Source organism: Vreelandella sp. 21 (assembly GCF_050995515.1).
Lineage (GTDB): Bacteria > Pseudomonadota > Gammaproteobacteria > Pseudomonadales > Halomonadaceae > Vreelandella > Vreelandella alkaliphila.
Map to the genome: position 1 here is coordinate 3,194,546 of NZ_CP194673.1, position 22,321 is coordinate 3,216,866.

The window sequence follows — 22,321 nt, forward strand, 5'->3', positions numbered from 1 at the left end:
CTATGCTGATTGACTGTGCCGCGGTGGCCTGAGCCCCGGTACCGATAGCGATGGCCTCTAGCCCTGTTGATTGCGCACTGGTACCAAACGCCAGTTAATCAATGCCTGTCGCCTGAGTGTTATTAACCAGTTCCTGAGAATCACTGGTGAAACTGCCGATCGCCAGCGCTCGCTGGCCGCTAGCAAACGCGGAGGTACCGAGCGCCATTGAATCATCACCGGTCGCAGTCGATACAGCCCCAAAGGACACGCTACGAAACCCCGTCGAGGCACTCTGGTAGCCGATGGAAGTGGAGCGACCACCGGTCGCGTAAGCCGCCGGACCAAACGCTAAATCGCTGAAGCTAAACGCGACGGACTGACCACCGACTGCCATGGAATTGATGCCATTTGCTGAACTATTAGGCCCAAACGCCAACGCCCCAGACACTGCACTAGAACCACCACCAATGGCCATAGCAGGGTTCGAAATGCTTTCAACCGCAACGGAAACGCCATTGTTATCATTACGCAAATACGCAAAAAGCCCGTTACCGCCCGCCTCGGCGCCTCCACCGATCGCGATGCCACTTCCTGCACCAATAGACGTCTCGGCACCTATCGCAACACCGTTGACAAAACCAGCTGCCGAGGCCCTGCCAATCGCAATGGTGTCAGCGGCAGACGCATTTGCATTACTGCCAATAGCTATTGCGAAGTTTGCACAGGCTGTTGACCCCTGACCAATCGAATTACGAGACGCGTTGCCATTACAATCATCCCCCCCATTTAACTCAAAAGCCTGTACCGTCAACGAACCAGAAGCAGCGACGACAGCACTAACGATAAAGGCGAGACGCGGCAACCAGCCACTATAAGGGAGTGCTGCACAGCGATTAATTGGCCGCGGCACAACCGCCGGGGTATCGCCAACCTTTATTTCAGCGGCCGAGGATTTGCTGTGTGAACGTGCCGCTTCTGAAGCTACTACCAGCCGCCCAAGAGACCGATTCCAAACTAAGCGAAATACGTTATTCATTCCCATGCTCCCATTAACGTTGTCAGGGATTATTGTGATTAGTTTTTCTAGCTTCTTGAGCGGTAGTTAGAGTCCACCTAATTAAGCTCACTTTTATCGCCAAGCCTCAAAGATCACATACTCTCTGCTTCATAAGTCTTTTTTATGAAACGATTATTAATGATCCACAGAAACCACAGCAGCGCCTGAAACTTTATTTAATACTGAAGCTAGCACAGGGAAGTAGGCGCCTCAACAATATGAATAAACGTAAATGGGAAAATCAGTGAGGAGATTTTTCAGACTCTAGCGATAGAAATCAGGAGCAAGAAGCAAGTCACCCACGCATCAACAGTCAGTTTCAAGTAGGCACTATCAATGTTTACGTTAAACGGAGAGTAAGCACTTACTAATTAAAAACAAAAAAATCGATTAAAAACAAAAAAATCGATTAAAAACAAAAAAATCTATCATTAACCAAAATTATCTATTTACACCTTTGACACCAATTTACATTTCACTCGAGATGCGTATTCTGGGAAGTAGCTGACCTGCAACGTAGTTCGGTAACGTTCGGGATTGAACAGGCTGTTGTGACAGCTTCATTAGCGAAAAGGCGAGGGACTACTAAACACTACTTGGCAAGTATGTTCAGTGCCTGCTGTTATCATCAGTAGTTGATAAAAGAGAGACTTAATGAGCTTTTCTACTTGCAAAGCTCATAGTTCAGAACAAGTATCTAATTATGGCATCTTGATACTCTTTTTAGATCTAAGAAAAAATTACAACCTATGCTGCTCACTTTCACTAACGAGACCTGACTTGGATACAGCCTATGCGCATTGCAGTAGTAGAAGATGAGAAGGTGGTATCGGAGCGCATCGAAAAAGCGCTTACAGATGGCTTTGCCGAGCGAGGCATAGAAGCAAACATCTTTTCTTTTGAGACCAGTAAGGCATTTATTCATACCGCCAGCCGCAATACATTCGATTTAGTCATACTTGATTGGCACTTGCCTGACGGCACCGGTATTGCGCTGCTTAATTGGATGAAAACCTACCTACAGATTATTCCTGCTGTGCTAATGGTGACTCTGCGGCAAGAAGAATCTGATATTATTCAAGCCTTAAACGCGGGAGCTGACGACTTCATCAGCAAGCCTTTTAGACCGCGCGAACTGGCTGCAAGAGCCTATGCATCAACTCGACGCCATTCGCTACGCACGCCAAGTGTTGCTCAGCAACAAACATTGGAGTTTGGCCGCATTAAGCTCAATACCAATCGTGAAACAGCATACGTGGACGGAGAAGAAGTATCGTTGACGAGGCAGGAGTTTCGCTTAGCCTTTCTTCTTCTAAATCAGCTAGGCAGTCCGCTTTCACGTTCCTACCTATATGAATATGTGTGGGGTAAAAGTGATCCGCCTGGCACGCGTACGCTAGACGTTCATATTCACCGAGTGCGCAAAAAACTTAGTCTAACGTCGGAGTTCGGTTGGAATCTTGTTTCGGTTTATGGCTATGGCTACCGATTACAAGCGCTTGAAGAGATCACTGACGAGCCTTCAAGCGATGAGCCCTTCGGCGACAAACCTTCTAATGATGACGAGGCTACATAGGCAGCCCGCTACAAAAAACCCCGCTTCGGAAATTGATACCTAAGCGGGGTTTTACTATGCACAACTCAATACAGATGTGCTGTGCGATTATTCGATATGAATACCAATCCGTCGTGCTACTTCTTCATACGCTTCAATAACACCACCTAACCCCTGACGGAAGCGATCCTTATCAAGTTTTTCTCGGGTATTGGCATCCCATAAGCGACAGCCATCCGGAGAGAACTCATCGCCAAGGATTACATCGCCTTTGAAGACGCCAAACTCAAGTTTGTAATCGACTAGCAACATGTCGCCTTCGGCAAAAAGCTGCTTGAGCACATGATTCACTTTAAAAGTAAGTGACTTCATTTTCACCAATTGCTCAGGGGTTGCCCAGCCAAAGGTTTCTGCTAACGACTCGTTAATCATGGGGTCTCCCTTTTCATCGTTCTTTAAGAACAATTCAAAGGTGGGCGGATTCAAACTGATGCCCTCTTCCACCCCCAGGCGCTTAACTAGGCCACCTGCTGCAATGTTGCGCACGACGCATTCAACAGGAATCATCTCCATTTTCTTTACTAGGCTTTCAGTATCAGAAAGCTGCTTCTCAAAATGGGTAGGAATCCCCGCCTCTTCCAGGCGCTGCATAATAAAAGCATTGAAGATGTTGTTCACTTTGCCTTTGCGGGCCAGTGACTCTTTCTTTTTGCCATCGAAAGCACTGGTATCGTCACGAAAGTGCAGTACCAACAAATCAGGGTCGTCGGTGGTATAAACGGACTTCGCCTTTCCAGCGTAGAGTTCTTGGCGCTTTTCCATAGGGGCTCCGAAAGATTTCAAAATTAAAAATTAACGTAGGTAGCCGGAGACACGCTCAAGCAGCTCGCGCTGATCATCAGCATTAAAACTACGCTCACTGGCATTAATCGCACGCAGAATGGTCTTATCACCGTCAGGTTGAAGGGCAAGACGAATTTGCTGCGACATACGGCGTACATCGGGACTGAAAACAATTTGCAGAGGATTGCGGCCTCGCTCAGTTTCGGTCATGTACTCAACCAGGAATTCATAGTTTTCAGCAGAAGTGGCTAATAGGTCACGCTGACCTTCGACACTAAAGTCGAGCTCAAGATAGTGATCCAACTCTGCCCAAACTCGATCAATAGGTTGAGGAATCACAACTTCCCACTCGTCGCCCTGCTGACGCATTTGAAGCGCCTGATCTTGTGCGAGTCGTTGAGCCGTCCAAGAAGATGCGCTAGCCGTGGCACTGCGTGCACCTAGGTACTGCTCTAGGGCATCGAGACACCCAGCCACGCTTTGCCCCGCTTGCTCACAGCGCACCTCACTACTGCCCGCCCTTAGCGCGCTTTGTAGCCTCAACGTGGCTTGAGAAGTCACTATGACACCTTGATTCGCATCGCTTTGCTGAATACCTAGCTGTCGACTATTCGCGAACGCTTCTAACTGAGGCCAAACGGCTCCCGTATCTGCCGCAACCACCAACCATGTCTGATTACCCACCTGACGACGCTCTACGAATTCAGGTTCTAAACCGCTCCCAATCGTCAACGTCTGAGGGGGGGCAATTTCGGCCGCCTCATCAATACGGCTACCTTGCATAGCTACCTGGGGCACAGGCATGGCATCACGGTAACGCTGAGTATTGCGGGTTTCTGGCAGTACTAAGGGGGGCGCTGGGGTAGCTTCAGTATAATCCAAATTGCGGTCGTGATAGTAACCGTCATCGCGCGCGCATCCAGCAAGCGTGACAGCCGCTGCGAGAGCCAGCGGTATCCATTTAAGCGCACGTTTTTCAAGCAAACGTTTTTCCAGAACAGGGCTCATCAAGCCACCTTTACAGTCAACAGGTCGAGTACTCGACGCGTTAACAAACCACGCCGAGTAGCAAAAGGGGATTACGTCGAATTACTCCTCTACGACACCCGCCAACTGCAGCGCTTCACTAACAGTGGCATGGTACTTTTCCGACAGCCAAGTTAACGGCAGACGAATCCCGGCGTCCATATATCCCATGCGATGCAGTGCCCACTTAACCGGAATCGGGTTAGCTTCAATGCCTAAATTTGTATGTAACGGCATCAAACGCGTATTAATTTGGTGAGCCTTGTCCGAATCACCAGCTACGGCTGCAGCGCAGAGCTCATGCATCGCTTTAGGTGCTACGTTCGCAGTAACAGAAATATCCCCGTGGCCACCCATCAGCATGAAGTCACAGGCCGTGGCATCGTCACCGGAATAGAGCATAAAATCACTGCCCTTCAAGCGGGCAATTAGATCCTCAGCGCGCTCAAGGTTCCCGGTAGCATCTTTCAAACCGATAATATTCTTCACCTCGGCTAAACGTACTACCGTTTCATTATATAGATCAGAGCAAGTACGACCGGGGACGTTATAAAGAATTACCGGCAGTTTGCTTCCTTCAGCCACCGCTTTGAAATGTTGATAGAGGCCTTCCTGAGTCGGCTTGTTATAGTAAGGACAAACCGATAAACAGTAATCTGCGCCGACTTCGCTAGCGTAGCGTGCTAACTCAACCGCCTCTGATGTGGCGTTCGCTCCCGTGCCAGCGATCACCGGAATACGGCCTTTCACCTCTTCTACCACACTGCGGATCACATCAAAGTGCTCAGCAAATGTCATGGTAGTAGGTTCACCCGTGGTGCCCGCTGCGACAATGGCATCAGTGCCATTGTCGAGGTGGAAGTTCACCAGGCGACGAAGCGCCTCCCAGTCGATGTCGCCATTGACTTTCATCGGCGTCGCCAGGGCGACAATGCTGCCTGTGATCATCCGTTTTTTCCTCACCTGCAAAATTATAAAATTAAGCTACTGACGATGTTCATTGAAAATCGAGAAGCTTCGACCATAAGGGCTCTATTTATAAGAGCCTGTCCACAAGAGACTGCCCACAAGAGACTGTCCACAAGAGCTTTGACCACTAGAACGAGCACACCGAGGCGATTTAACCTACTGCCATTTTATGCCTTGAGCACTGTGTTGTCGTCCCAAGGAGGGCTACAGACAGCAAATGGTACTCAGGCGGCTCGAACCTGTACAGCGTAAAGCGCTGAGAGTTTTCTCACCTACTCATCACTGGGCGCCTATTCGCTTTGACATAATAGCGTTACTTGCGTGTAATCAACTAAGTAAGTCATCTCATTAAAGGAGCTCTTCATGTCCGTAAAACTCAACCACCCAGTACCTGACTTTTCCGCCCCAGCCACCAGTGATACGACGGTGACGCTGTCTGAGCTGCGTGGCAAGCAGGTGGTTATCTATTTTTATCCAAAGGCCAGCACCCCAGGGTGCACTATCGAAGGCGGAGACTTTAGAGACCGCAAGCCACGATTCGATGCTGCCAATACGGTTATTATCGGCGTTTCTAGAGATGGTATCCGTGCTCAGGAGAACTTCAAAGCCAAGCAAGATTTTAACTTCGAGCTTATCTCCGATAAGGACGAAACCGTATGCCAGATTTTTGACGTTATCAAACTTAAAAAAATGTACGGCAAAGAGCATCTTGGCATTGAGCGCAGTACTTTCCTAATCGACAGCGAGGGTAAACTTGCCCAAGAGTGGCGCGGCGTTAAAGTACCAGGGCATGCCGATGAAGTACTAACAGCAGCAGAAGCGCTTCACGCCAACTAACAAAGTCAAGAGCACCGCATCCTTCACGGGTACAGCGCGAAGCGGTGCCGCGACTGATTCGCAGGCAATTTTTCCGTTCGCGCCTCGTGTACTGCGGTTAGATGGTGCCTTTTAATTTTCAGCCAATGGAAGCTGCTTTTCTCCCTCTCTCTCTGCCATTCCTCTGGGCCATGCATAAACCAGTGCTTTTAGCAGGGTGGCCAGGGGAATCGCAAAGAAAACGCCCCAGAACCCCCAGATACCACCAAAAAACAGCACCGCAACAATAATGGAAACCGGGTGAATATTATTCGTTTCTGAAAACAACACCGGTGCAAGCACATTCCCATCAAGCGCTTGAATAACGCCGTAAGCAACAACCACATAAGCAAACTGCTCACTGATCCCAAAATGAAATCCAGCAACGGCCGCTACTGGGATGGTGACCACCGCCGCGCCAATGTATGGCACCAGAACAGAAAAACCCACCAGCACTGCTAACAAGGCGGTGTATGGCAAGCCAAAGAAAGCGAAGGTAAAAAAAGCGACCGTACCAACGATAATAATCTCTATCGATTTGCCGCGTATGTAATTTGCAATCTGACGATCCATCTCATGCCAAATACGCGTTAACAGCGTACGCTTTTGCGGTAGCAACGACAGTGTAAAACCTACCAAAGACTGGCGATCCTTTAGCATGAAGAATACCAGTATCGGCACTAACACTAAGTAAATAATCAACGACATAATATTGCCGAGCGATGCCAGTGACAGCGTTAATGCACGCTGTCCTAGCTGGCTAATTTCCCGGCTGGCAACGCCTATCCAACTCTGCATTTGATCAGGGGTGATTAAGTTAGGATAACGAGCCTGAAGTTCGTCTAACCATCCTTGGCCGCTAGCAAACATACGTGGCGTTTCCTGAACAAGCCCGACAAGTTGATTCCAAATCAGCGGCATCAAAATAAAGGCCATTGTTAGCAACACGCTAACAAACGCCACAAACACAACAATGACCGCTAGCAAATGAGGCACACCGCGTCGCGTCAAGGCACTCACTACGCCCTGCAGTAAAAAAGCTATCACAAGCGCGGTGAAGAACGGCGCTAGCATCCTGCCAAACCAAATAATGGCCGCAAAACCAGCTACCAATACCAAGAGAAGAATTAACGCCTCTTCGTCTGAAAAGTAGCGATCAATCCAACTTTTCAGAATAGTGCGCATGGTCATGAGTGAGACATCCCTGCTTTGCGTATCCAAAAATAGTACATATCGCCATGCTGCTCGCGTGCTTCTAACACATGATCACTAAGCTCAGTGAAAGATGCCATATCACGCCACGAACCAGCATCCGTTGCTCTTACTTCAAGCAATTGACCTGGGGCCAGCCCTGCCAACGCCTGTTTGGCTTTTAATAATGGCAGCGGGCAGTGCAACCCGGTAGCGTCCAACACCGTATCGGGTTTAATGCTATCGTTTGACCTAGACTCTGTGTGCTCGGACATACCCTCTCCCCCAAAAGACCTACTTGATCAAAATACTTACTTGAATACGGCATTGTTACATAAACTATTTCTTTAAAACGGTCGCTGAGAATTTGATTTAACGGCACTTACCTGCCTGAATCAATGTCACACCGCTGTTTGCTGCGTATATTACTTGAAAATCAGGAACACCATGAGGATGCCATGCTGCACCTTCGATTCGCACTTTCTCGCCGAGCCTACGCGCTAGCGTTCATGCTGAGTGTCGCCAGTGTTAGCCCACCCAGCTTTGGCTTCGACGATTATCAGCTCCCAAGCCTAGGTGGCGCTTCAACCTCTGTCAGTAACGAGGAGTATCGCCTGGGTCGCGCTTGGCTTCGTCAATTTCGTGCCCAAGCACCACAGTGGCAAGATCCTATTGTAAATGACTACCTAGATAGTCTAGTTGCACGCCTTGCTCCCCACAGCCAGCTTGGCAACCTTCGCACAACGACCGTGATGGTTGATAACGGCTCTCTCAATGCTTTCGCAGTCCCAGGGGGAGTCATAGGTATCAATTCAGGGTTATTTGCCTTCGCTGAAGATGAGGGAGCCTTTGTGTCGGTTATCGCCCACGAGTTAGGCCACCTATCTCAACGACACTACGCCAGGGGCAGTGCACGTGCGGAGCAAACACAACTGCCTGCAATGGCCGCCATGCTGGCCGGCATGCTCATTGCCGCTAGCGGAGGCGGCGATGCGGGCATGGCCGCCGCTATGGGTTCCCAAGCGGCGCTAATTCAAGACCAATTGTCTTATTCACGACGCTTTGAGCAAGAGGCCGACCGGGTTGGCCTGCAGGCAATGGCAAGCGCTGGATACAACCCTGATGCGATGGTGCGGATGTTCGGTGCCATGCAGCGGATGGCACGACTCCAGGGCGGCACGCCACCAGAGTTCTTACTTACTCACCCGGTGAGCGACAGCCGACTAAGTGATGCTCAAGCACGCGCATCACAGCTAAATATTGCCGACGCCTATACCAGCGACACGTTATACGACATGATGCGCGCCCGCGCACTTTTGAGCATTTACCACAACACACCGCAGCAAGCTGCGTCACGACTTGCTCAAGAGAATAGCGAAGAACAAGCGCAACGCTATCTATCAGCGCTAATTGCAGCTCGAAATGGCCAAACAGACAACGCACTGCAAACCATTGACCAATTGGCCCGCGAGCTACCTGACTACGGCATGCTACCTGCTTCTGCCGCTACCGTTGTGCTAGAAGCACAGCGCTATGAGGAGGCTATTACGCGTAGCCAGCGTCTGCTTCGCATCATGCCCAACTACTTACCTGCTCAATTGGTGTTAGCTGAAGCACAGCTCCAGCGCAATCCGCAAGCAGCCTATGAGTTATTACGTGATATTACTGATCAGCACCCTGAAACCCCTCAAGGGTTCAATCTTCTTGCCGAAGCAGCCGGACGCAGTGGCTATAACGGTTGGGGACACTTAGCGCGAGCAGAACACTTACAGCTAACGGGTAGAATTGACCGCGGTATTCGCCAGTTGAGCATCGCCAAAGATGCCGCACAGCAAGAGAATGATCAACAGGCACTGGCGCGTATCGAACAACGCAGGGAAGCGTTCATTGAATATCGAGAGGCACTAGAGAAGTTTTGACATTTCAAAAAAACAGCCCGAATGCTTATCGCATTCGGGCTGTCGCTTTGCTGCTATAGAGAGTTTATACGCTAGGCATTAAAGTTCAGCATTCGCTCTAATGGTTTTAACGCCTGCAGTCGCAGCGTGTCATCAACAAAAATCTCACCGCTACCGTCACGCAACGCACCAGCTAAGTTATCCAGAGCATTCATCGCCATCCAGGGGCAATGTGCGCAGCTACGACAGGTCGCACCGTTACCTGCAGTGGGCGCCTCAAATAGTGTTTTATCGGGCACCGCCTGCTGCATTTTAAAGAAAATGCCGCGATCAGTAGCAACGATCAGTTTGTCATTGGGCAACGTTTGCGCGGCTTTGATCAGTTGAGAGGTTGAACCTGCAATATCGGCCAATTTGACCACGGCATCGGGCGATTCCGGGTGCACCAGTACAGCAGCTTCAGGATAAAGACGCTTAAGATCTTCAATCCCCTTTGCCTTAAACTCTTCGTGAACGATACAGGCACCGTCCCACATCAGCATATCTGCACCGGTTTTTTTCTGTACATAACCGCCTAAATGCTTATCCGGCGCCCACAGTATTTTTTCACCTTGGGCTTGAAGGTGCTCAATAACTTCGACTGCAATCGAAGAGGTGACGACCCAGTCAGCGCGCGCTTTTACAGCAGCAGAGGTATTGGCGTATACCACAACGGTACGATCCGGATGCGCATCACAAAAAGCGCTAAACTCGTCAGCTGGGCAGCCAATATCCAGCGAACAGGTCGCTTCCAGGGTGGGCATTAATACACGCTTTTCTGGCGATAGAATTTTCGCCGTTTCCCCCATGAAGCGTACACCTGCAACCACCAGCGTTGTTGCATCGTGCCGCGCACCAAAGCGCGCCATTTCAAGGGAGTCAGCAACACAGCCACCGGTCTCTTCAGCCAGCTGTTGAATGGCATCATCGGTGTAGTAATGGGCGACGAGCACCGCATTGTGTGCTTTTAGCAACTGCTTGATTTCGGCTACCCGTGCCTCATCTTCCGCAGGAATGCGGGTAGGGCAGTACGGGCTGGGGAGCGGAGCGTCAAGCTCAGCTTGAGTAGTCATAATAGTCATCGTGTCTACCACTGTGACGAACAGGGAATCCCCCTGTTAAACACCGGCCACGGCGTGTGCACTCCGCAAACGCCGCACTCGATGCGACAAGCCTCTGCGTCTCTCGCGGTGACTCGTCGCTCTGCCCGCCATTAGCCCGGGCAGCGCTACCGTGACATCATTGGTAGCTATAACTAAGACTATTGTGGTGTTAAATCGTTGCCCGCTGCAAGCATAAAGTGTGCGATAGAACGCTTTATCACCGAATAGCAAAACGCCCCTGGCAGCAAGCTACCAAGGGCGTTAAATTTGGTGGGTCGTGTAGGATTCGAACCTACGACCAATTGATTAAAAGTCAACTGCTCTACCAACTGAGCTAACGACCCAAATTTTGCTACGCACCTAGTTGACTACTTGGCGCTATAAATCAGTTCAAGTGGTGGGTCGTGTAGGATTCGAACCTACGACCAATTGATTAAAAGTCAACTGCTCTACCAACTGAGCTAACGACCCCCTCGAACGGATGCATATAGTACGGATAGAGCTCGCCAATAGCAAGCCTTTTTTACCTTTCAACAATAAGCATCCGTCAAAATCACTCTTTTTAGCTACTTCCAACCACTCTTAATTATTCCTAGCCACGCTTAGGCTTACGCATGGCTTGAACCGGGCGGCGTTTGTGTTTATCACGGCTCCAGCGATTTTTCTCGTCGGGTGTTAGTGCAGGTACCTTGCGAGTTTCCAGGTTTGCCAATGTGGCCAGGTCGTCGACCTCATCCTGGGAAAGCTCAACCCACTCGCCTGCTTTAGCGCGCTTGTCCAGGAAGATATTGCCGTAGCGCACCCGCTTCAGACGGCTAACCGTTAGCCCCTGAGATTCCCACAAGCGACGCACTTCGCGGTTACGACCTTCTAAAATCACCACGTGGAACCAGGTATTAATGCCTTCGCCACCAAACTCTTGTACGTCAGTAAAGCGCGCAGGACCATCTTCTAACATGACGCCATCAACCATGGCGACAATATGTTCGCGCTTGACTTCACCCATCACTCGAACCGCGTACTCACGCTCTACCTGGGTCGAAGGGTGCATTAGTCGGTTAGCAAGCTCGCCGTCTGTGGTGAATAACAATAAGCCGCTAGTGTTAATATCCAAACGGCCAATGGCAACCCAGCGCTCGCCTTTCAGCCGCGGAAGACGTTCAAACACCGTGCGACGCCCTTCTGGGTCTTTGCGTGTGCACAGCTCACCTTCCGGCTTGTTGTACATAATCACACGGCGCGGCACTTCCTCTTCGGGGCGCAGCGACACAGGGCGATCATCAAAACTGACCTTGTCGCGGGCTTCTACTCGGTCGCCTAACTTGGCTACCTGGCTATTAACCTTTACCCGGCCGTCGGAAATGGCAGTTTCCATTTCGCGACGTGACCCTAGCCCTGCCCGGGCCAGTACTTTTTGCAGCTTTTCACTGGTGGGGGGGGTGGTGTTATTACTCTGACTCATGGTCGTCTGACCTCACATCGTTAGTCTGCGTGCGCGCATCATCATCGTTACGCTGCGCACGTGCCGCTAGGCGTGCCTCTAAATCGGCAAAACTCAGCGGCTGGGTTAACGCCGTCTCGGCGTGTTTATCAGCTATCTCTGCTGCAACAATCTCAGCTGAGTTTATCTCTTCACTCTGGGGTGGCGCATCCTGCACGGTTTCTGGCGTTTCGTCCAGTGCTGGTTGCGCTTCATCTTGCTCAATAACCGTATCGCTATCATCGGCATTGACCAGCTCATGCATCGGCGGCAATGCATCCAAGGTTTTCAGGCCAAAATCATCTAAAAAGCTGCGGGTGGTGGCATAAACAGCTGGTCGCCCAGGCACATCTCGGTGGCCTACCACGCGAATCCATCCCCGCTCCATTAGCGTACGGATAATAGAGCTGCTAACACTTACACCGCGCACGTCTTCGATATCACCCCGCGTCACCGGCTGTCGATAAGCAATCAGCGCCAGTGTTTCCAACAATGCCCGGGAGTATCGCTGTGGCCGCTCATCCCATAGGCGCGACACCCAATGAGAGAGCCGTGGGCGAATACGCAACTGGAACCCTGATGCGGTCTCTACTAGCTCCAGCGCCCCGTCTTCATGGCGCAGGACAAGGCGGGACAACGTATCGCGCAGTGCTTTTTTAGACGGACACTCGTCTTCTAAAAACAGCGTTTCAAGCCGCTCTAGAGAAAGCGGCTCGCCAGCGGCAAGTAATGCCGCTTCAATAATATCGTCTAACGTGGTGTCTCTCACGGCGACTCCTCGTCAGGCTCAAATACTGACTCTTCAAACGCGCACTCTTCAAACGCAGATTCTGAGGCGTCATCGTCTGAGTCAGCCTCCTCAAATGCGCTCTCTTCTTCTCCATCTGTGAGGGCTGCACGCCGCGCACGCACATGAATGGGCGACAGTGGCGCGTTCTGAACAATTTCGATCATGGCTTCTTTGGCTAATTCTAAAATAGCCATAAACGTAACAACGACTCCAGCACGCCCCTCTTCCAGCGTAAACAACGCTTCAAACGGGGTATAGCGCTGATGGTCCCCGTCGTGACTTAACTGCTCCATAATTTTCAGCATGCGTTCGCGGGTAGAGAGAACCTCACGGCTGATTTGGTGGGCTTGCGCCAACTCAGCGCGTTTCAGAATATCTGTCAGCGCTCCCAACAGCTCATCTAACCCTACATCGGGATGAATTACCCGTGCCTCTAACGGGGGCAGACCCGCCTGCACACTAAACCAGTCACGCCCTACCCGAGGCAGCGTGTCCAACGTTTCGGCGGCTTCCTTTAAGCGCTCATACTCTTGCAGACGGCGAATTAGCTCAGCCCTGGGATCTTCTTCCTCTTCGCCTTCTGCCTTCGGTGGGCGTGGCAGTAGTGTGCGGGATTTAATTTCCGCCAGCATAGCCGCCATTAATAAGTACTCTCCGGCCAGCTCAATCTCCATGGCTTTCATCAGTTCCACATACTCAATGTATTGATGAGTAATAGTCGCCACATTGATCGTCAAGATATCCAGGTTCTGACGGCGAATAAGATAGAGCAGCAGATCAAGCGGCCCTTCGAAAGCCTCTAGAAACACGCGTAGCGCCTCCGGAGGTATATAGAGATCCTCCGGCAACTGCATGATGGGCTCATCAAACAGACGCCCAAGCGCTTCCACTACCGGTTCGGCAGCTGGCTCAATAAGTTCGTGATCAACGGGGACGTTTGGCGTCTCGCTCACGCGGGGCGTGTTCCTTTTTAGTTAAACATCCATGGTTAGTTAAGCGCCCATGGTTAGTTAAATGGCTATGCCCGCCAGTGTAACAGCGTGCCACCTATCGAGGCATTATCGCTAGCCTGCCTCAGCCGCCTTGCGATAACGCCCTTGGTAGTCAAACAGCTTATCGCGAAGCTGCCAGTGCCGCCCGACTTTACGCCCCACAACAAAATCAGGATGGCGCAGGCGGCGCTGCTCTTCGACCACCTCGGTCGGCGAAGCAGGCTGCCACTTAGCGCCTGGGGCACGCAGGTGGTTACGTAAAAAAACAGCATAAAATACCCGCCGTTGAGCAGGCGTTTCCAGCGCAAACCACTCCACCAAGCTCGCGCCATCTTCATCGTAATAGGTCACCTTTAGACGTGGTAGCCCCCGCCCATTGGCCGTGACCTCTAACTGCATACCGCTGACTCGCAGCACTTTGGCATCTTTTAATTTGAGTGCGTCTTTGAGCTTATCGTCGGCATCCACCAGCAGTTGCTCGCAACCATGACATCGGCGGGCGGCAATATCATTCTCAGCGCCACACTGCTCACAAACTTTAAAGCGAAAACGAAAATCACACTGTTTTTGATAAATGCCCTGCCTGCCCTTGCCCGGCTTAGCGGGCGGATTGGGATTGTCTACCAGCCCCTGGCAGCGGCGGCCAAAATGTTCAATCACCAGCTCTCCATCACGCTTACCCCAAAACAGATTGGCATGGCCACACGCCGGGCACTCAACCTGGACCGGTTCGCTGTCGCTGTCTGGTTTTGGCTCGCCGACTTCTGGCGCATAAAGGTCCCAGGGATTTCCTGCGAAATCCAACACTAGGCAGTTGGTTTTGTCCGGCGATAAACGCAGCCCTCGACCAACAATCTGCTGATAAAGGCTCACCGATTCCGTGGGCCGCAGAATAGCGATTAAATCCACATGGGGCGCATCGAATCCTGTGGTTAGCACGGCCACATTAACTAGAAACTTAAGCTCACGCGCCTTGAACGCCTCAATCAGAGAGGCGCGCTCTTGGGAGGCCGTCGCGCCGGTAATCAACGCCGCTTGGCCCGCAGGTAAGTAGCTGATGATTTCTTCAGCATGAGCAACCGTTGCGGCAAAAATCATCACTCCTTGACGTTCTTCAGCGTACTCAACCACCTGCTGAATAATCCTTGGCGTAGCACGGCTACCGGCAACAACGCGATTGAGCTCTTCCTCACGAAACAACCCACTGGGCGCAGGAGCCAAGGCAGAAAAATCGTAGCCTTCAATGGCCATATCCAGCCGTTTAGGCGCCGCCAAAAAACCTTGTTTCACCATCAATCGTAGCGGCTGTTCAAAGACGCAGTCGGCAAAGAAGCACGCTTCATCGCCACGCACCATGCCATGGTGATGGCGGTGGTAGATAAATCCCTGCCCTAACCGAAACGGCGTAGCGGTTAAGCCGAGAATTTTTAGCTGTGGGTTCTGACGCTGCAGATGCTCAATCACTTGGCGATAGCTGGCATCTTTTTCCAGCGATACTCGGTGGCATTCATCAATCACCAGTAACGTAAAACTGGCGTCACTGAAGCGCTCCAGATTACGCACCACCGACTGCACCGAGCCAAACACCACTTGTCGGCTGGCTTCTTTACGCTTAAGACCTGCACTGAAAATATCTGCCTGAAGCCCGTAGGCTTGGTACTTGGCATGATTTTGCTCAACCAGCTCACGCACGTGGGCCAGCACCAGCACACGGCCACGGGCTAGCCTGGCCAGCTCAGCAATCACTAACGACTTACCGCTCCCAGTGGGCAATACCACCACTGCAGGCGCGCTGCTGGCACGGAAGTGGCCCACCACGCGTTTTACAGCCTCCGTTTGGTAGGGGCGTAAACGGGGTGGTGGGCCAGAAATGGGATCGCTGGAAGGGCTGAATTGAGGCATGTCAGTCGAAACGCGGGGCGCGACGCTCCATTCGTGCACTCACCGCCTCACGCTGCTCGGCACCGGCTAAAAGCTGCTGCTGCAAATGCGCTTCGAGGGCTAGTCGATCACGAGGGGCTAAATCCGGACTGCATGCAAACAGTTCACGAGCCGCAGCGACGGCACGAGGTGAGCGCGAGGCAATAAGCGCAGCGGTTTCCCGGGCGGCTTCCTGGGGCGTATCGCTCAGGCGGCTGCCCAAGCCCAACTGATAGGCCTCTTCACCTGATACCTTGCGCCCACTTATCGCCAATTCCTGGAGTACATCCTGACGCAGCCCCGCTCCAGTCACGCTAATGGCCATATCAGGGATGATCCCCCAGTCGATCTCAAGCAGCGCCAGACGTGCGCGGGGGTGGAGAATGCGGATATCGGCGCCCAAGGCTATCTGCAAGCCGCCGCCGTAAACATGCCCGTGCAGAGCAGCCACCACGGGAACGCCCGCCTCGCGCCAGCCTAGAGCCAAGCGCTGAACCGAGTTGATGCCCGCTTCATCGGACGCCAGCAGGGTGGGCAGCCGCTCCGCCTCGCTCATGATCGACGCCATATCGAGTCCCGCGCAAAAGCTGTCACCATCGCCGCTCAAGACCACCGCACGCAGCCCAGCGAGCTGGGTCAGGCACTGTTGGGCTGCCAACAGACCATCAATCATGGCCCAATCCAGGCCATTATGGTGGTCAGGTCGCGACAACATGACCTCAGCCACGTGGTCAGCGAAGGTCAGGGTCACACGTTCATTGAGGATTTGATGCATTCGAGCTCCCAGAAGATTCCTTTGGCTCGCCATCGATGGGCGATAGCTGAGCTTGTGAAGTAGTGCGCTTATGACGTGATAAAAGCGCTTGTGAACTGAGTGTGGCGCGAAGATGAAGCATTTTCAAACACACGTTTCATTCTATCGCAACCACCGCCAAGATCACTTCTCCACCACAGGAAAAAAGCGGCCCGCAGGCCGCTTTTCTTTAGCATGGCAGGGCGTATCAGCCCAGCCATACACGGGCGTTACGGAATAAACGCAGCCAAGCGCCATCCTCAGTCCACTCGGCCGGACGCCAGGAGTTGGTAACCGCACGAGCCACCCGCTCTGGGTGAGGCATCATAATGGTCACGCGGCCATCCGGCGTGGTGAGGCCGGTGATTCCTGACGGCGAGCCGTTAGGGTTAGCTGGGTAGCGGGTTGTTACTTGACCGTAGTTGTCGATATAACGCAGCGCTATCTGGCTGCTGGACTGCATACTGCGCAGATGCGCGGTATCACGGAACTCAGCACGTCCTTCGCCGTGGGCCACAGCAATCGGTAATTTAGAGCCTTCCATACCCGCCAGCAGAATCGACGGGCTTTTCTCTACCCGCACCATCGCCACACGTGCTTCAAACTGCTCAGATTCGTTACGCTCAAACGCAGGCCAGCTTTCAGCCCCCGGAATCAGTGTCTTAAGCTGCGAGAGCATCTGACAACCATTGCACACGCCCAGCGAGAAGCTGTCATCACGGGTGAAGAAGTTGGCAAACTGCTCACGGGCACGCTCATTGAACAGTACCGACTTCGCCCAACCGCCACCTGCACCCAGCACATCGCCGTAAGAGAAACCGCCGCAGGCGACTAGCCCTTTGAACTCATCAAGCGAAACACGCCCTTCCAGGATGTCACTCATGTGCACATCCACTGCGTCAAAGCCCGCTTTATGGAATGCCCAAGCCATCTCGACCTGACCATTAACACCTTGTTCGCGCAGCACGGCAACAGCAGGCTTGGCCGTGTTGATAAACGGCGCGCTGATATCATCGTTGATATCAAAGCTAGGCGCGGCGCTTAGGCCAGGATCACGAACATCCAGCAGGTTATCGAATTCGTTCTTAGCGCATTCGGGGTTATCACGCAGCGCCTGCATGCGGTAACTGGTTTCCGCCCAGGTGCGCTGAGTCAGTTGGCGAGTAGTTTCCAGCAGCGGCTCTTCAAACAGCGTTACCCGCACCTGGTCGTCATAACGGGGACGCGCAATAACACCGCATGTTTCGATACCTGCAACGGCAAACTGGGTAAGCACTTCTTCAGTGTGCTCACGGCTCACCTGAATCACCGCACCCAGCTCTTCAGAGAACAGCGCATTGAACGCTTCCACCGGCTCATCAATCAGCCAGTCCAGCTTAATCTCAAGGCCCGCATGGGCAGCAAAGGCCATTTCCAACAGCGTGACCAGCAGGCCACCATCGCTACGGTCGTGGTAGGCCAGCAGCTTGCCATCGCGGTTGAGCCCCTGAATGACCTCAAAAAACGCCTTCAGGTCTTCTGGGTCATCAACATCAGGACAGTCATTACCGACTTGACCATAGACTTGCGCCAGCGCAGAACCACCTAAGCGGTTTTGTCCATTTCCCAGGTCGATCAGAATCAGATCTGATTCGTCCTGCTCCAGATTGATTTGCGGTGTCAGCGTCGCCATTGCATCGGTCACTGGCGCAAACCCCGTCACCACCAGCGAAAGCGGCGATGTGATGCTCTTTTCGTCGGCACTGTTTTCGTCCGAACTGTCGCCTTCCTGCCAAGCGGTACGCATTGACATGGAATCCTTACCCACCGGAATGGCAATGCCGAGTGCCGGACACAGCTCCATACCTACGGCATGTACAGCATCATAGAGCGCCTGATTTTCACCGGGATGGTCGGCAGCGCTCATCCAGTTCGCTGAAAGCTTAATATCCGACAGTTTGGCAATTGGCGCCGCAGCTAAGTTAGTAATCGCTTCGGCAACGGCCAGACGGGCGCTGGCAGCGGGGTTAATCAGCGCCACTGGCGGGCGCTCGCCCATCGCCATGGCTTCACCAGCGTGGGTGTCGAAGCTAGCAGTGGTCACGGCCACATCGGCCACCGGTACCTGCCAAGGGCCAACCATCTGATCGCGGGCGACTTGGCCGGTAATTGAACGGTCGCCAATGGTAATCAAAAAGCTCTTCGATGCCACGGTTGGCAGGCGCAACACTCGATCCATCGCTTCGCGCAGATCCAGATTGTCGAGCATGACGCCAGAAAGCTCTAAAGTTTGACGTTCAAACGAACGCGTCATCTTCGGCGGTTTGCCAAACAACACGCTCATCGGCAGATCGACCGGCTTGGTATCAAAATGGCCGTCGCGAACTTCCAGATGATGATGCTCCATGGCCTCGCCGACCACCGCATAGGGGCAACGTTCGCGCTTGCACAGTGCGTCAAAGGTATCCAGGTCTTCGGGGGCAACGGCCAGCACATAACGCTCTTGGGCTTCGTTACACCAAATTTCCAGCGGGCTCATACCTGGCTCAGCGTTAGGCACTGCACGCAGGTCAAACAGACCACCGCGATTACCGTCTTTGACCAGCTCCGGTAAGGCGTTGGAAAGCCCGCCTGCACCTACATCGTGAATAAAGCGAATCGGGTTTTTATCGCCCAGCGCCCAACAGCGGTCGATGACCTCCTGGGCGCGACGCTCAATTTCCGGGTTTTCCCGCTGCACCGAGGCAAAATCTAAGTCCGCGCTAGACTCGCCTGATGCCATGCTAGACGCTGCTCCACCACCCAGGCCGATTAGCATGGCTGGGCCGCCCATCACGATTAGCTTGCCACCAACGGGAATTTCGCCTTTCTGCACATGGTGAGCACGAATATTGCCATAACCACCGGCCAGCATAATCGGCTTGTGGAAGCCGCGACGCTCGATACCATCGTCGCTCAGCGTATCCTGCTCGTAGGTACGGAAGTAGCCCGTCAGATTAGGCCGGCCAAATTCATTGTTAAACGCCGCACCACCGATGGGGCCGTCCAGCATAATTTGCAGCGCCGACTGCATGCGCTCTGGCTTGCCGTAGTCAAACGCTTCCCAGGGTTGTACGAACTCGGGGATGCGCAGGTTGGATACGGTAAAGCCCGACAGGCCGGCCTTCGGCTTGCCGCCGATACCGGTCGCCCCCTCATCACGAATTTCACCACCAGAGCCGGTCGCCGCGCCTGGGAATGGTGCAATCGCTGTAGGGTGGTTGTGGGTTTCCACCTTCATCAGAATGTGGATGGGCTCTTGGTGGGCGTCGTAGCTGGCCCGCTCCCCCTCAGCGCCGATCAGTGGCGTGGGGAAGAAACGCCCCCCTTGGCTACCTTTGATCACCGCTGCGTTGTCGCTATAGGCCGAGAGCACGTTATCCGGCGAGGTCGCAAAGGTGTTCTTAATCATCTTAAACAGCGAATGACTCTGGGCCTCGCCATCAATAACCCAGTCCGCGTTAAAGATTTTGTGGCGGCAGTGCTCCGAGTTCGCCTGGGCAAACATCATCAGCTCGACATCGCTAGGGTTGCGACCAAGCTCAATAAACGCAGCCACCAGATAGTCGATTTCATCGTCAGCAAGCGCCAGCCCTAATTCTCGGTTGGCTGTCGCCAATGCCTCACGGCCGCCTTCCAAGATATCGACACTGCCCAGTGGCGCAGGGGTATGATGAGCAAACAATTTGACCGCATCAGCAACGTCAGACAGCACGTTCTCCGTCATACGGTCGTGCAGTAACGCGCTGATCGCGTCTAACTGTTCAGCGCTAGGCTCACTGCGCAGCGCTACCCGATAATCGACACCACGTTCGATGCGATCAATCTGGTGCAGCCCACAGTTATGAGCAATATCAGTTGCTTTAGAAGACCATGGCGACTGGGTGCCTAAACGCGGCACAACCAGGAAGCGCTGGGCGTTTTCAGGAATGTCTTGGCTTGCGTGGCTGCCATAATCAAGCAGCTTGGCCAAACACTCCTGGGCAGCATCATCCAGTGTCTCGCGGTGGTCTATGAAGTGGACGTAATGGGCGGACAACGCCTCCACCTCGGGAACACGTTCACGCAACACCGTTAACAGCCGTTCATGGCGGAAGGCAGAAAGGGCAGGTGCGCCTCGCAGTTCGAGCATATCTGGGAGCCTCTAAAGCAGGAAGAGTTCGTGCGGGAAATCAGTGGGCCGCAGCGCGGCAATCTCACTATGATACTGGAAAGCGGCGGCCACACGAAATCAACAAGGTGACAGCATCTCTCAGGCTGGGTATCGTGGCAGCTTGTTTCATGCCGACAAGACGCCATGCTGACGTTGATTTGCCGACATTTTATAGCGCGTTATCGCGCCTATTTTGCAGTCATTGTTACGCTTTTCTTAGCGTTAATTCCGCGCGCCACCACGCCGGTACCGCAAGGTGAGCACCTCGCTCAGATCATCGCGAAAGAATTTATTACTATTCATACCCGCAACACACCAACCACTTACTATGAAGGCCGCCAAGGCCCCACTGGCTTTGAATATGAGCTGATGCATCGATTTGCTGACTATTTGGGGGTTAGCTTAAATCTCAATGCAAGCCACCATCCTGAAAGCGTGCTGCCTGCCGTACGAGAACAAGGAGACCTAGGTGCTGCGGCGCTACCCTTGCTGCCAGATTCACCCGGCATTCATTACACCCGCTCAATTATCCAGATGCAGCCACTGGTGGTTTATCGTCGCGGCTTGAACGGCATAAACGAGCCAAAAAATTTAGTTGGTTTGGAATTAGGCACGCTTAGCGAAGCAGGCACCAGCCAATCACTCCTCGCCCTTCAGCGCGACTACCCAAGTTTAAGCTGGAAAGAGTCTCACGAGCTTGAAGTAGCAGAACTGCTGGCTCGGGTGGAAAACGGCACGCTGGATGCCGCAATTATTTTTGATCATCAGTTTCGTCTCAATCGGCTCTTTTTCCCTAACGTCGAGCGCGGTTTCTTTTTGGGAGAGCCGCTGTCATTAGCCTGGGCGGTACCTAGCGGGCGCGGGCTGGGGCTATTGGAAACTGCCAATCAGTTTCTTCAAGAACTGCAGGAAAGTGGCACGCTGGAGCAGCTCGTCAGCCGCTATTTTGGCCATGATGATTATTTGGAGTACGTGGGAACACGCACGTTTTTAGCCCATCTTGATGAACGCCTGCCAACCTATAGCGAGCTTTTCAAAAAGGCTGCTCGAGACACGGGGTTTGACTGGAAACTGCTGGCCGCCGTGGGCTATCAGGAATCTCACTGGGACCCTAACGCAGTGTCTCCCACCGGGGTGCGCGGCCTAATGATGCTCACCAACCCAACCGCCAGCGAGATGGGCATTGCTGACCGCACTAATCCTGCCCAAAGCATTGATGGTGGCGCCCGCTATTTACGTAGTATTAAAGATCGCCTGCCAGAGAGCATTGTCGGCAATGACCGGCTCTACATGGCGATGGCAGCCTATAACGTTGGACTCGGGCACCTATACGATGCCCGCAAGATCGCCGAAATGCGCGGCGGCAACCCAGACAGCTGGCAAGATGTCCGTGCAGCGCTGCCCTTACTTCAGCAACGGGAATGGCACAGCCAAACTCGCCATGGCTATGCACGCGGCGGTGAGCCTGTGATCTATGTACGCAACATTCGCCGCTACTACGAGATGATTGAGTACGTCGAACGCAGTCGCCAGCAGTTTTTCCAGTTGGGACAAACACTGGTTAGCGATGAGCCTCTGTTACTCTTTGATATTATTCCACCCATGGAATAATGATTGGTTGCTACTCTCTATACCGCCACTCGTTGACGATAGTAGC

At 52.8% G+C, this 22,321-nt stretch carries 17 protein-coding genes, 2 tRNA genes and 1 pseudogene; 4 read left to right on the top strand and 16 right to left on the bottom strand.

Annotation, left to right across the window (positions count from 1 at the left end):
• Position 1: 1 nt before the first annotated feature.
• Both ACN06F_RS14590 and ACN06F_RS14595 read right to left on the bottom strand, forming a co-directional pair.
• Positions 2-94: pseudogene (locus ACN06F_RS14590) on the bottom strand (hypothetical protein); the annotation flags it as partial.
• The gene (locus ACN06F_RS14595) at positions 95-1,018 is read right to left on the bottom strand and encodes an ESPR-type extended signal peptide-containing protein (RefSeq protein WP_433924162.1); all 924 of its coding nucleotides are present in this window, start codon (positions 1,016-1,018) and stop codon (positions 95-97) included.
• An 814-nt stretch (positions 1,019-1,832) separates the two neighbouring features.
• Between ACN06F_RS14595 and ACN06F_RS14600 the strand changes: the two genes are divergently transcribed.
• Positions 1,833-2,615, top strand: a complete 783-nt coding sequence (locus ACN06F_RS14600; RefSeq protein ID WP_051626359.1) for a response regulator transcription factor — start codon at positions 1,833-1,835, stop codon at positions 2,613-2,615.
• Positions 2,616-2,702: 87 nt separating this feature from the next.
• Here the strand turns inward: ACN06F_RS14600 and purC are convergent, their stop codons facing one another.
• From purC to dapA, 3 genes are all read right to left on the bottom strand, one after another.
• Positions 2,703-3,416 carry a phosphoribosylaminoimidazolesuccinocarboxamide synthase gene (gene purC, locus ACN06F_RS14605; RefSeq protein WP_038478039.1) on the bottom strand — a complete coding sequence of 238 codons (714 nt, stop codon included), beginning with the start codon at positions 3,414-3,416 and terminating at the stop codon, positions 2,703-2,705.
• Positions 3,417-3,446: 30 nt separating this feature from the next.
• On the bottom strand, positions 3,447-4,445 hold the full coding sequence (bamC, locus tag ACN06F_RS14610) for an outer membrane protein assembly factor BamC (RefSeq protein WP_433924163.1): 999 nt from the start codon (positions 4,443-4,445) through the stop codon (positions 3,447-3,449).
• Between the two features lie 81 nt (positions 4,446-4,526).
• Positions 4,527-5,411, bottom strand: a complete 885-nt coding sequence (dapA, locus tag ACN06F_RS14615; protein WP_038478043.1) for a 4-hydroxy-tetrahydrodipicolinate synthase — start codon at positions 5,409-5,411, stop codon at positions 4,527-4,529.
• A 384-nt stretch (positions 5,412-5,795) separates the two neighbouring features.
• On the opposite strand from dapA, the gene ACN06F_RS14620 reads away from it, so the two are divergent.
• Positions 5,796-6,269 carry a peroxiredoxin gene (locus ACN06F_RS14620; protein ID WP_433924164.1) on the top strand — a complete coding sequence of 158 codons (474 nt, stop codon included), beginning with the start codon at positions 5,796-5,798 and terminating at the stop codon, positions 6,267-6,269.
• 111 nt (positions 6,270-6,380) lie between these two features.
• On the opposite strand, the gene ACN06F_RS14625 is transcribed toward ACN06F_RS14620, so the two are convergent.
• Both ACN06F_RS14625 and ACN06F_RS14630 read right to left on the bottom strand, forming a co-directional pair.
• On the bottom strand, positions 6,381-7,478 hold the full coding sequence (locus tag ACN06F_RS14625) for an AI-2E family transporter (RefSeq protein WP_038478049.1): 1,098 nt from the start codon (positions 7,476-7,478) through the stop codon (positions 6,381-6,383).
• The gene (locus ACN06F_RS14630) at positions 7,475-7,753 is read right to left on the bottom strand and encodes a sulfurtransferase TusA family protein (RefSeq protein ID WP_038478052.1); all 279 of its coding nucleotides are present in this window, start codon (positions 7,751-7,753) and stop codon (positions 7,475-7,477) included. The genes ACN06F_RS14625 and ACN06F_RS14630 overlap by 4 nt, the downstream gene beginning before the upstream one ends.
• A gap of 183 nt (positions 7,754-7,936) precedes the next feature.
• Between ACN06F_RS14630 and ACN06F_RS14635 the strand changes: the two genes are divergently transcribed.
• The gene (locus tag ACN06F_RS14635) at positions 7,937-9,397 is read left to right on the top strand and encodes a M48 family metalloprotease (RefSeq protein ID WP_433924165.1); all 1,461 of its coding nucleotides are present in this window, start codon (positions 7,937-7,939) and stop codon (positions 9,395-9,397) included.
• Positions 9,398-9,468: 71 nt separating this feature from the next.
• Here ACN06F_RS14635 and nadA read toward each other — a convergent pair whose 3' ends face one another.
• The 9 genes from nadA to purL all read right to left on the bottom strand — a co-directional run bounded on the left by nadA (position 9,469) and on the right by purL (position 20,643).
• Positions 9,469-10,497, bottom strand: a complete 1,029-nt coding sequence (gene nadA, locus ACN06F_RS14640; protein WP_433924166.1) for a quinolinate synthase NadA — start codon at positions 10,495-10,497, stop codon at positions 9,469-9,471.
• A gap of 289 nt (positions 10,498-10,786) precedes the next feature.
• A tRNA-Lys gene (locus ACN06F_RS14645) sits at positions 10,787-10,862 on the bottom strand.
• Between the two features lie 51 nt (positions 10,863-10,913).
• Positions 10,914-10,989: transfer RNA gene (locus ACN06F_RS14650), tRNA-Lys, on the bottom strand.
• A 121-nt stretch (positions 10,990-11,110) separates the two neighbouring features.
• Complete coding sequence (rluB, locus tag ACN06F_RS14655) at positions 11,111-11,980, bottom strand: 23S rRNA pseudouridine(2605) synthase RluB (protein WP_038478061.1); 870 nt, start codon at positions 11,978-11,980, stop codon at positions 11,111-11,113.
• Positions 11,967-12,767 carry an SMC-Scp complex subunit ScpB gene (scpB, locus tag ACN06F_RS14660; RefSeq protein ID WP_038478064.1) on the bottom strand — a complete coding sequence of 267 codons (801 nt, stop codon included), beginning with the start codon at positions 12,765-12,767 and terminating at the stop codon, positions 11,967-11,969. The genes rluB and scpB overlap by 14 nt, the downstream gene beginning before the upstream one ends.
• Positions 12,764-13,741: a segregation and condensation protein A gene (locus tag ACN06F_RS14665; protein ID WP_433924167.1), complete on the bottom strand. Its 978-nt coding sequence runs from the start codon at positions 13,739-13,741 to the stop codon at positions 12,764-12,766. Before ACN06F_RS14665 ends, scpB begins: the two co-directional genes overlap by 4 nt.
• Positions 13,742-13,852: 111 nt before the next feature.
• Positions 13,853-15,682, bottom strand: coding sequence for a DEAD/DEAH box helicase (locus ACN06F_RS14670; protein WP_433924168.1), 1,830 nt, complete (start codon positions 15,680-15,682; stop codon positions 13,853-13,855).
• A gap of 1 nt (position 15,683) precedes the next feature.
• Positions 15,684-16,475 (bottom strand): crotonase/enoyl-CoA hydratase family protein, encoded by a 792-nt coding sequence (locus ACN06F_RS14675; protein WP_038478071.1) that lies wholly within the window; start codon positions 16,473-16,475, stop codon positions 15,684-15,686.
• A 226-nt stretch (positions 16,476-16,701) separates the two neighbouring features.
• Positions 16,702-20,643, bottom strand: a complete 3,942-nt coding sequence (gene purL / locus ACN06F_RS14680; RefSeq protein ID WP_038478073.1) for a phosphoribosylformylglycinamidine synthase — start codon at positions 20,641-20,643, stop codon at positions 16,702-16,704.
• Between the two features lie 165 nt (positions 20,644-20,808).
• On the opposite strand from purL, the gene mltF reads away from it, so the two are divergent.
• A complete protein-coding gene (gene mltF, locus ACN06F_RS14685) occupies positions 20,809-22,275 on the top strand; it encodes a membrane-bound lytic murein transglycosylase MltF (protein ID WP_253486043.1) in 1,467 nt (488 codons plus the stop codon).
• The last annotated feature ends 46 nt before the right edge of the window (positions 22,276-22,321 follow it).

What these genes read in the sequence shown, in the direction of transcription:
- mltF (WP_253486043.1), top strand. Translation starts at nt 20,809, where the DNA reads ATGCTGACGTTGATTTGCCGACATTTTATAGCGCGTTATCGCGCCTAT.
- rluB (WP_038478061.1), bottom strand. Translation starts at nt 11,980, where the DNA reads ATGAGTCAGAGTAATAACACCACCCCCCCCACCAGTGAAAAGCTGCAA.
- ACN06F_RS14620 (WP_433924164.1), top strand. Translation starts at nt 5,796, where the DNA reads ATGTCCGTAAAACTCAACCACCCAGTACCTGACTTTTCCGCCCCAGCC.
- ACN06F_RS14635 (WP_433924165.1), top strand. Translation starts at nt 7,937, where the DNA reads ATGCTGCACCTTCGATTCGCACTTTCTCGCCGAGCCTACGCGCTAGCG.
- bamC (WP_433924163.1), bottom strand. Translation starts at nt 4,445, where the DNA reads ATGAGCCCTGTTCTGGAAAAACGTTTGCTTGAAAAACGTGCGCTTAAA.
- purC (WP_038478039.1), bottom strand. Translation starts at nt 3,416, where the DNA reads ATGGAAAAGCGCCAAGAACTCTACGCTGGAAAGGCGAAGTCCGTTTAT.
- ACN06F_RS14625 (WP_038478049.1), bottom strand. Translation starts at nt 7,478, where the DNA reads ATGACCATGCGCACTATTCTGAAAAGTTGGATTGATCGCTACTTTTCA.
- ACN06F_RS14670 (WP_433924168.1), bottom strand. Translation starts at nt 15,682, where the DNA reads ATGCCTCAATTCAGCCCTTCCAGCGATCCCATTTCTGGCCCACCACCC.
- dapA (WP_038478043.1), bottom strand. Translation starts at nt 5,411, where the DNA reads ATGATCACAGGCAGCATTGTCGCCCTGGCGACGCCGATGAAAGTCAAT.
- ACN06F_RS14600 (WP_051626359.1), top strand. Translation starts at nt 1,833, where the DNA reads ATGCGCATTGCAGTAGTAGAAGATGAGAAGGTGGTATCGGAGCGCATC.
- purL (WP_038478073.1), bottom strand. Translation starts at nt 20,643, where the DNA reads ATGCTCGAACTGCGAGGCGCACCTGCCCTTTCTGCCTTCCGCCATGAA.
- ACN06F_RS14675 (WP_038478071.1), bottom strand. Translation starts at nt 16,475, where the DNA reads ATGCATCAAATCCTCAATGAACGTGTGACCCTGACCTTCGCTGACCAC.
- ACN06F_RS14595 (WP_433924162.1), bottom strand. Translation starts at nt 1,018, where the DNA reads ATGAATAACGTATTTCGCTTAGTTTGGAATCGGTCTCTTGGGCGGCTG.
- nadA (WP_433924166.1), bottom strand. Translation starts at nt 10,497, where the DNA reads ATGACTATTATGACTACTCAAGCTGAGCTTGACGCTCCGCTCCCCAGC.
- ACN06F_RS14630 (WP_038478052.1), bottom strand. Translation starts at nt 7,753, where the DNA reads ATGTCCGAGCACACAGAGTCTAGGTCAAACGATAGCATTAAACCCGAT.